This window comes from Syntrophomonas sp., assembly GCF_028707975.1.
Lineage (GTDB): Bacteria > Bacillota > Syntrophomonadia > Syntrophomonadales > Syntrophomonadaceae > Syntrophomonas.
The window spans coordinates 1-6,033 of the sequence record NZ_JAQVZX010000080.1; the positions used below are offsets into that span (position 1 = coordinate 1).

Annotated in this window: 7 protein-coding genes and 1 pseudogene; all 8 read left to right on the forward strand. The window is 42.9% G+C overall.

From position 1 onward, the window contains the following. Nucleotides 1-191: hypothetical protein (locus tag PHP87_RS09345; RefSeq protein ID WP_299920609.1), on the forward strand; the 191-nt coding region annotated here is incomplete at its 5' end. A 32-nt stretch (nt 192-223) separates the two neighbouring features. Then, a complete protein-coding gene (locus tag PHP87_RS09350; RefSeq protein ID WP_299920594.1) occupies nt 224-694 on the forward strand; it encodes a DUF3189 family protein in 471 nt (156 codons plus the stop codon). A 4-nt stretch (nt 695-698) separates the two neighbouring features. Next, complete coding sequence (locus tag PHP87_RS09355) at nt 699-1,127, forward strand: DUF3189 family protein (protein WP_299920595.1); 429 nt, start codon at nt 699-701, stop codon at nt 1,125-1,127. A gap of 244 nt (nt 1,128-1,371) precedes the next feature. Continuing rightward, the gene (locus PHP87_RS09360) at nt 1,372-2,097 is read left to right on the forward strand and encodes a TetR/AcrR family transcriptional regulator (RefSeq protein WP_299920597.1); all 726 of its coding nucleotides are present in this window, start codon (nt 1,372-1,374) and stop codon (nt 2,095-2,097) included. Between the two features lie 59 nt (nt 2,098-2,156). Next, on the forward strand, nt 2,157-2,510 hold the full coding sequence (locus PHP87_RS09365) for a response regulator (RefSeq protein WP_299920598.1): 354 nt from the start codon (nt 2,157-2,159) through the stop codon (nt 2,508-2,510). A gap of 24 nt (nt 2,511-2,534) precedes the next feature. Further along, nucleotides 2,535-4,604, forward strand: coding sequence for a chemotaxis protein CheA (locus PHP87_RS09370; protein WP_299920599.1), 2,070 nt, complete (start codon nt 2,535-2,537; stop codon nt 4,602-4,604). Between the two features lie 59 nt (nt 4,605-4,663). Beyond that, nucleotides 4,664-5,161 (forward strand): chemotaxis protein CheW, encoded by a 498-nt coding sequence (locus tag PHP87_RS09375; protein ID WP_299920601.1) that lies wholly within the window; start codon nt 4,664-4,666, stop codon nt 5,159-5,161. Between the two features lie 63 nt (nt 5,162-5,224). Next, a pseudogene (locus PHP87_RS09380) lies at nt 5,225-6,033 on the forward strand (hypothetical protein); the annotation flags it as partial.

Genomic DNA, 6,033 nt, shown 5'->3' on the forward strand with positions numbered 1-6,033 from the left:
ATAAAGGCTTAAAGGGGGGCATATTAGCCATTGTAACCATGGACAAGGATAAAGTAACTGGTGGTGGTTGTCCGGTATTTCTGGCAGTTGACGAGAAAGAACAAGAAAAGCTTGGCCTTTTCCTGGCACGCATATTGGATGGCATAGTTCATGATCTGGAAAATGGAGTTTACTTTATTTGTCGGCATTGAGTTGTGAGTGATAAATATTTACGGAGGATTTAATGAAAATAATTTATCATTGTTTTGGCGGATCGCATTCATCTGTACTGGCGGCAGCATTGCATTTAGACCTAATCGATAAGAAAAAAATTCCCGGGATTTCTGAAATGATGAGTATACCATATTTCGATAAAACTACTAAGGCAGATTTTGGTTCCATACGCTTAATGGGTGTTGATGAATATCATAATGAAATATATGTATTGGGGAAAAAAAACCTGGGAAGCAGGTATGGCAAGATTTTAATGGGTATTGCGGAAATCCTGGGGGTAAAAGAGGATTTGCTGACGGTTGATTGTATGAGTCGAGTTAACTGGAGCATGAAAATAGGAGGTTTTACCTCCAGAAGAATGGGGTGGAGCAGACTGGGACGACCGGTGCTAGGCAAAGGTACGGAAGCCGCCTTTTTAGATTTGGTTAATCTGGTGGAAATAACCAGAATCAAGGCGATGAAAAGAGTACAGGTGGTTTGAGTTTGTGAAAATAATATTTTTGGGAACTACCGGAGTGCAACATGCTTTGATTGCCGCTCATATCTATTTGGGACAACTGAGAGAACGGGATTTCGCGTCCCTGGAATCTTATTGCAATTTATCCAAGGAGTCCAGCGCTTTACCTATTTTTATAGGAAAAGATGAAAGGGGTAATCAAGTTTTCTCCCTGGGAGTGGGAAAGGATTTGGAAATGGGGCAGAAGACTATTGATAATCTGGTCAGTATTCTGGGCTTTTCCTCTCAAGATCTAATCCTAAGACCGGTATCAATAAAGGGTGAAATCTTACTGGTATACTTAACGAAAATCCCCCGTTTTTTAGGCGGACAATGGATAAATCATTTTTTCTCCAATATTATTCTTGGACAAGAGCTATCAACTATAAAAGAAAACATAGAACAATTTCGAAATTAGCCAGGGGAATAAAAAATCTTCTATTCTTCTTATGTCAGGGTATTAAGAATGACTTATCATGTATCAAGCACCTACCGAAAACATTTTTTAACTTAAGGATTTGGTTCAAGCATCTGCATCTCTGCAGCATTTCAAGCCCATCCATAATAAACATTTTACTTTATACAAAACGGCCGTTCGTTGACAGATTAACAGGCTTGTGTTTCCATAATGGTAAGTAATCGTTAACTAACAGGGAGGCATTATGGCAAAAAATTATTTAAAGCGCAAAGATCTGATAATTTTGACTGCCGTTGAAATCATTGATCAAATGGGGGTACAGGGCCTGACCATCAGGGAGATTGCCAGTCGCCAGGGGATAAGTGAAGCCGCTATTTACCGCCATTTTGCCAATAAAAATGAAATATTGCTGGGAACGATTGATTACTTCTCTTCCTATGATGCTTTACTGTTGAGAACGGTTGCAAGCCAGAATATGAAGGCCGGAGAAGGCATCACCTTCCTATTTAGTTCCTACTCGGAATATTACGAAAACTATCCGGCTATCTCTGCGGTTGCTTTTACCCAGGAGGCCTTTCAATTGGAGCCCGAAGTTCACCAGAGAATGGGGGATGTCATAGATAAGCGCTTGCGTTTTATTAAGGAGATGGTTGTCAAGGGGCAAAAGGAAGGAGAATTTGCCAGAGACATCAGCAGTGAAAGTCTGGTTGACATGATTTTCGGTACTATGCAGTTTATAATCCTTCGCTGGCGAGCTAATAATTGTGAATTTGCCTTGAAGGAGCATATGCTTTCGACTTTATCCAGGCTATTGGAAGCGTTTTCTATAGTTAAACTGGGCAACCGATCTGCTTTGGGTGGCGGTCTTAACCAGACAACGCCAGCTTCCAGTTTTGAAAGCATTTTACCTAAACCCGGATTATTCCTGGAGAAGGGGCAAGAAAAACTGTATAAAGAAAATGAAGGTTGAGTTTCCAGATAGGGAAGCTATGCTGTAGGGGAAGAAATATTTGGGGAGGAGTATAAGTGATGAAAAGTGTTCTGATAGTTGATGATGCTATGTTTATGCGCTATACCCTCAGACGGATACTGGAGAAAAATGGATTTCAGGTAGTTGGGGAGGCTGAGAACGGTCTGCTGGGCGCCCAAAAATATGGGGAACTGCTTCCTGATATTGTTACTATGGATATTACTATGCCCGAGTTAAATGGTATTGGCGCAGTACAATTAATAAAACAAATCAACCCCCAGGCCAAAATCGTAATGATCTCTGCCATGGGTCAACAGCATTTGGTTCGTGAAGCTATTCTTGCCGGGGCCTCCAATTTTCTGGTCAAGCCCTTTAGCGACGAAAGAGTTGTGCAGGTCTTAAATTCAATATAATTTTCATCAGGGGAGCGTTGATAGATGGACAAAAGCTTGAGCAAGGAACCTATGTTGGAGATGTTCATATTTGAAAATCTGCAGCTTTTGGAGCAATTAGAGCAGACTATATTGGCCCATGAGAAGGAGCGCTGTCTGGAAAATGCAGTTATCAACGAAATCTTCAGGATAATGCACACAATCAAGGGATCGGCAGCCATGATGATGTATGATAGTATCTCTTCTCTGGCTCATGCCATAGAAGACCTATTTTTTTATATTCGTGAATTCCATCCGGACGAGATGGACTATAGCAAGATTTGTGATATGGTTCTGGATGGTATTGACTTTATCAAGAATGAAATCGGAAAACTGGAACAAGACCAGGAAGCGGATGGAGATTCATCTCCTTTCGTTGAAAATATCGAGCAATACTTGTTGCTGATAAAGGAAGCTTCCGCGAATAGTAACCTGATTAATGAAGCTGCAGCCCGGCCTGCCGGGCTCCAAAAAAAATTCTACATATCTACCTCCAAATCTCCTCCCACTGAGAACATAAAACGCTACCATGCTCTAATATATTTCACCCCCGGTTGTGAAATGGAAAATATACGGGCTTTTAACCTGGTACATAAACTTAAAGATCAGGCAGAACAGATTGATTACCTACCGGCAGATATTATTGAAAACAATGATAGTGTTGAATTTATTAGAGAAAACGGCTTTGCCGTTATATTTACTACTCACCTGCAACAGGAAGCAATAAATGAACTTTTTATGAAGGAGGCTTTTATAGATAGCCTGGATCTACGGGTGATGGAAGATGAAGAATGGGAGATAGAACAATTAAGAGCACGTAATCAGATTATTTTAGAAGATGAAGAGCCTACCATCAGCAATAACCGAGCTAAGGAAACTGGAGCAAATTTGCATTCAGGCGGCAGCAGGCAGAGTCTAATCAATGTTAATGTCGATAAGCTGGATAGACTTATGGATATGGTCGGAGAACTGGTAATAAGCGAGACTATGGTTGCATTAAACCCTGATTTGACTACTGCAACCAGACTGGACAATTTTCACAAGGCCACTCGCCAGCATCGGAAAATTATCAACGAGCTGCAAGACATAGTGATGTCGATACGAATGGTACCATTGACTATGACTTTCCACAAAATGAACCGTATTGTAAGAGATATGAGCAAGAAACAAAATAAAAATGTGGAACTGGTAATCAGGGGCGAAGAGACTGAGGTAGATAAGAAAATAATTGAACATCTTTCCGACCCAATTATGCATCTAATCAGAAATGCCATTGACCACGGAATAGAAAGCCCGGAAAAGCGAGCTGGTTTGGGCAAATCACCGATAGCCCAGGTCTACCTGGAAGCTAAAAGCGAGGGTGGGGATGTCTATATTATACTAAGGGATGATGGAGCAGGATTGGACAAGGAAAAGATACTGGAGCGAGCCCGCGCCCGGGGCCTAATTCAAAAACCCGACAGTAATTTATCTGATGGAGAAATATTCTCCACCATTCTACTGCCGGGTTTTTCTACATGTGATGAAATAAGCGAGTTTTCCGGGCGCGGTGTGGGAATGGATGTGGTGCTTAAAAATATTGAGGCGATTGGGGGGACGGTGCTGGTCGACAGCGCTCCCGGCCAGGGAACCACTATTTCTTTAAAGATACCCCTTACCCTGGCCATAATAAATGGCATGCGGGTAAAGGTCGGCAACTCCATTTATATCATTCCCATTACTTCCATCAAAGAATCTTTTAAAGCACAGCGCGGTGATGTCATAGTTGATCCTAACGGCAAAGAAATGATTATGGTCAGAGGTGAGTGTTATCCGGTTCTGCGTTTACATAAAAAATACCAGGTTAAATCAGCTTTGGAAGATATAAGCAAAGGCATCATCGTTATAGTGCAAAACGATTCCGGAAGTATATGTTTATTTGTTGATGCCCTGCTTGGAGAGCAACAGGTGGTAGTTAAGGCTCTGCCCAAATTCATTGGCAAAATAGCCGGTATCAGTGCTTGTACCCTGCTGGGGGATGGCAGAGCTTGCCTTATTATAGATGTGGCAAACCTGATTAACCCAAGCAAGAGTTAAGCGTTTGGAAGGCTATGGTTTTAGGAGCGAATTTTTGACCACGGAAAGGGGTTGATGCTGTGTCAGAAATACTAAATGAAGTAGTACAGCAGGAGGAAGATACTCAAAAAGGGAAGTTTTTAACCTTCCTGGTCGGAAAGGAGGAGTATGGGATCGAGATCAAATATGTTACTGAAATAATTGGTGGCATACAAGCCATTACCGAGGTGCCGGAAGTGCCGGAATATGTTAAAGGCATAATCAATCTAAGGGGCAAAATTATTCCCGTTATGGACGTAAACCTGCGATTTAAAAAGGAAGCTCGGGACTATAATGATCGAACCTGCATCATAGTTATCGATATTGACGAGCTCTCTGTGGGTCTTATTGTCGATAATGTGGCGGAAGTTATATCCATCTCTGATGCGGATATAGTACCCCCACCTGATGCCCGGGCTGGTTTTCATAACCGTTATATAAAAGGTATCGGGAAAATAGGTAATGAAGTCAAGTTGATTCTCGATTGCCAGCGCTTGCTTAGCACTGAGAATCTGGAAGACCTTAAATACATAAACTAATAGGCATAAGTGGAACAGGACTTGGGAATGAAACACCGAAACTGGAGAGGAGGCTCAATTAGAATGGCTAGTAAAAAAAGCAATATGGATACTTCAGAAGCGAAAATTAAAGAAGAATTGATCGGAATGGGTAGTGTCCAGAACCAGGATGCGGATAAGTCTTCCACCGAAAGGACGGCAGGAGAATTAGCCTTGCAAGAGGAGATTCACCTGCTGGTTGAAGCGATAAAGGCAGGGCGTCTGGATGCTCGGGCAGATGTAAGAAGGGCCAGTGGGCTTGAAAGGGAGTGCTTGCTGGGAATCAACCAAATGCTGGATGCAGTAATCAACCCTCTTAACGTAGCAGCAGATTACGTGGAGCGAATATCCCAAGGTGATATTCCGCCCGCAATCACGGATAGTTATAACGGCGACTTCAATGCCATAAAAAACAACTTAAACACCTGCATCGAGGCGGTAAATCTTCTGATTACCGATGCCAACCTCTTAGCCCGAGCTGCCGTGGAAGGACGCCTGGATACGCGGGCCGACGCCTCCCGGCATCATGGTGATTTCCGGGTAATAGTGGAAGGTGTAAATCATACCCTGGATGCGGTAATTGGGCCTCTAAATGTAGCAGCAGATTACGTGGAGCGAATATCCCAAGGTGATATTCCGCCCGCAATCACGGACAGTTATAACGGCGACTTCAATGCCATAAAAAACAACTTAAACACCTGCATCGAGGCGGTAAATCTTCTGATTGCCGATGCCAACCTCTTAGCCCGAGCTGCCGTGGAAGGACGCCTGGATACGCGGGCCGACGCCTCCCGGCATCATGGTGATTTCCGGGTAATAGTGGAAGGTGTAAATCATACCCTGGATGCGGTAAT